The following is a 3,485-nucleotide window of genomic DNA, read 5'->3' as shown; positions in this document are numbered from 1 at the left end:
CCATACACGAACGATACGGACCCACCTAATTAGGCTTGCTGAAACCCGGCGAAAAATCCGTGCGGACACCGCCGTTCGGCCGGTTTTGGCCGTCACGAGAGGACGGAATCGGCCGCCGCCGAGCGACCGTTCAGTAGAACTCGCGGACGAGGTCGGTCGCGCTCTCGGGCGCGCCGTCCGGGATGACGGACATGTCCTCGTCGACGCCGTGTTTCTCGTGGTACGGTACCGACGACTCGTCCTGATAGATGACGCCCTGGTGTTCCTTCTCGTTGTCGAGGATGACGTCTTTCGCGTCCTCGCGGTCGGTCGGGTCGTGGTCGGTCTCCTTGAGATCGACCAGCGAGTCGCGGAAGTAGTCGTAGGTGTCGACGTCGTTGAACGTGACGCACGGCGAGTAGACGTTCACGAAGCCGAACCCGTCGTGCTCGATGGCCTCCTGAATGATCTCCTGATGGCGGAGCGCGTCCGAGGAGAACGACTGCGCGATGAACGTCGCGCCGGAGGCGAGCGCCAGCGCGTGCGGGTTCACCGGGGGCTGTTTCGGGCCCTCGGGGCTCGTCGACGTCTCGAAGTCCTCGCGGGAGGTCGGGGAGGCCTGCCCCTTCGTCAGCCCGTAGATGCGGTTGTCCATCACGACGTACGTCATGTCGACGTTGCGCCGGACGGCGTGGACGAAGTGGCCCGCGCCGATGGAGTAGCCGTCGCCGTCGCCGCCGGCGACCATCACTTCGATGTCGGGCCGGGCCATCTTGACGCCGGTGCCGACGGGAAGCGCGCGCCCGTGAACGCCGTGGAGCGCGTAGCTGTGCATGTACGTTCCGATCTTACCGGAACAGCCGATGCCGGCGACGACGAAGGTGTTATCGGGGTCGTTGCCCGTCTCTGCGAGACCCTTCATCATCCCGTTCATCGTGCCGAAGTCGCCGCACCCCGGGCACCACGTCGGCTGCTTGTCGGACTTGAAGTCGGTGAATCGAATGTCTGAGCTCATTGGTTACGCCTCCACTCCCTCCGCGAGAGTCGCTTTGATGTCCTCTGCGAGTTCGTCGGCCTTGAACCGCACGCCGTTGTACTTGTTTATCCGGTCGACCCGTTCAAGCACGTCGTGCTCGACCAGGTCCGCGAACTGCCCCCGCTCGTTACACTCGACGACGACCGTCGTCTCGGCGGCCGCGACGTCCTCCGAGAGGTCCGGCCGCGGGAAGACGTACGGGACCGAGAGGACCCGCACGTCGACGCCCTCCTCGTCGAGGAACTCCACCGCCTCCGCGAGCGCGCCCTCGTTCGACCCCCACGTGATCACGAGGGTGTCCGCGTCCGCATCGCCGAACTCGCGCGGGCTCCAGTCCTCGCGCTCGCGGGCCGTCTCGACCTTGCGGTTGCGCTTGTCGACCTGCTCGACGCGCATCTCGGTGTCCTCCGTCCGGCGGCCCTGCTCGTCGTGTTCGAGACCAGTGGACATGTGCGCGCCGTCGGCCGTGCCGGGGAACGCCCGCGGCGAGATCCCGTCGTCGGTGATCTCGTGGGGCTGGAAGCCGCCGGAGTCGCTCATGTGGTCGTCGATCGTCGTCTCGTCGACAATCTTCCCGCGGTCGATCTCGACTTCGTCCATGTCGAACGTCTCCGGCGAGAACGTCTCCTCGGTGACCGCCATCGAGAGGTCGGCGGTGAGGTAGACGGGGAGCTGGTACTTCTCCGCGAGGTTGAACGCCTCGACGGTCTTCCAGAAGCACTCCGCGATCGTCGTCGGCGCGAGTACGAACCGGGGAACCTCGCCGTGGCCGCCGTACAGCATGTGGTTGAGGTCGCCCTGCTCCTGTTTCGTCGGCATCCCCGTCGAGGGGCCCGAGCGCATCACGTTACAGATGACGAGCGGCGTCTCCGAGGTGGCGATGAGGCCGAACGTCTCGGTCATCAGGTCGATCCCCGGCCCGGAGGTGGCGGTCATCGCGCGAGCGCCACCGCGGGCCGCGCCCAGCGCCATGTTGATCGCCGACAGCTCGTCTTCCGCCTGGACGACGTGGCCGCCGTACCGCTCGATGCGACCCGTGAGGTACGTCATCACGTCCGTCGCGGGCGTGATCGGGTAGCCGGCGTAGAAGCGACAGCCGGCCGCGATAGCGCCCATCCCGATCGCCTCGTCGCCGTTGAGGAGGACGTAGTCCTCGTCGGTGGTCTCCAAGTCGTAGTCGAACTCGTGGTCGTACTCCTCGGCGACGTACGACTGGCCGGCGCGCGCGGCCTCCTTGTTGTTGTCGACCAGCTTCTGTCCCTTGTCCTTGAACCGCTTTTCGAGCGCCGAGTCGAGGTTCTCGATGGGGAACTCGGCCACCTCGCAGGCGGCACCGAGCGCGACGACGTTCCGCATGATCGCTCCGCCCGCCTCCTCGGCGAGGCTCTTGAGCGGCACGTCGAGCCCGATCATCTCCTCGGGGATCTCGACGTCTTGCATCGTCGTCCGCTCGCCGTCGTAGATGATCACCGACCCCTCGTGGAGCTCGTCGAGGTTCTCCTCGATCGTCCGGGGGGTCAACGCGATGAGCACGTCGAGTCGGTCCACGACGCTCTGTACCTTGTCGACGGAGGTCCGCACCTTGTAGGCGGTGTACCCGCCTCGGATCCGCGATGCGAAGTCCTTCGACGTGAACACGTGCCGACCCGCGCGGGAAAGCGCCTGTGCGAAGATCTTCCCCGTCGAGTCGATGCCGTCGCCGGCCTCGCCGCCGACAGCCCAGTTGAAATCCGCGGCCATGTACTATGGACACGGTTCCGGCGGACTCATCAAAAGGCTTCTGGAAGGAGACACCGACGCGTTTCTGAACGAACGTGTCTCTTCTCGCGAATATTGTCACTTTTAGACGCCGTAATCCGTTTAAATCCAGATATAATTGGACGTATATTCACCAGATTCCTCACGATCGTCCCCTCGCGTCGGACCGGTTTTCGACGAACGTCGAACCTTTTGCCTCGGAGATCGGTCCCGGACTCCGGTGTTCGGGGGCACGCCGACGCGGTGCGGCCGTCGGGCGCGACCGGCGATCAGACCGCTTTCGACACGGGCAGGACCGACGCCGACGGGAAGGCGTTTGTGTCTCGCCCGCCGATCCGAGGTATGGACACGACAGCGACGGTCGAGTCGGTCGCCTCGGTCGGGCCCGACACCTACGCCCTCCGGTTCCGCGCGCCAGACGGGTTCGCGGCCGAACCGGGACAGTTCGTGAAGCTCGGCACCGAGATAGACGGGGAGTCGGTCGCGCGATTCTACACCCTCTCGTCGCCTCGCGTAGGCGAGACCTTCGAGGTCACGGTCGGCATCGACCCCGACGAGGGCGGCGACTTCTCGGCGTTCCTCGCCGACGCCGAGGCCGGCACCGAGATGACCCTCTCGGGCCCGTACGGCGACCAGCACTACGACGGCGAGGCCCGCGCGGTCGTGATCGCCGGCGGTCCCGGGATCGGTCCCGCGGTTGCCATCGCGGAGC

The 3,485-nt window shown here is 66.0% G+C and carries 2 protein-coding genes and 1 pseudogene (1 of these 3 only partly in view); 1 reads left to right on the top strand and 2 read right to left on the bottom strand.

All coding sequences use genetic code 11. The features are described from left to right. Positions 1-130: 130 nt before the first annotated feature. Positions 131-994 (bottom strand): 2-oxoacid:ferredoxin oxidoreductase subunit beta, encoded by an 864-nt coding sequence (locus BN903_RS09040; RefSeq protein ID WP_048077429.1) that lies wholly within the window; start codon positions 992-994, stop codon positions 131-133. A gap of 3 nt (positions 995-997) precedes the next feature. Next, complete coding sequence (locus BN903_RS09035; RefSeq protein WP_048077428.1) at positions 998-2,755, bottom strand: 2-oxoacid:acceptor oxidoreductase subunit alpha; 1,758 nt, start codon at positions 2,753-2,755, stop codon at positions 998-1,000. A gap of 360 nt (positions 2,756-3,115) precedes the next feature. Between BN903_RS09035 and BN903_RS09030 the strand changes: the two are divergent. Further along, positions 3,116-3,485, top strand: a pseudogene (locus BN903_RS09030) (FAD-dependent oxidoreductase) (it continues 95 nt past the right edge of the window).

The sequence above is a fragment of the Halorubrum sp. AJ67 genome (assembly GCF_000513435.1).
Note: the sequence above shows the minus strand (reverse complement) of the source record. Positions and strands in the feature narration are given on the sequence as shown.

Bases quoted from the DNA above. Each gene is read 5' to 3' on its own strand.
- BN903_RS09040 (WP_048077429.1), bottom strand. From the start codon at position 994: ATGAGCTCAGACATTCGATTCACCGACTTCAAGTCCGACAAGCAGCCG.
- BN903_RS09035 (WP_048077428.1), bottom strand. From the start codon at position 2,755: ATGGCCGCGGATTTCAACTGGGCTGTCGGCGGCGAGGCCGGCGACGGC.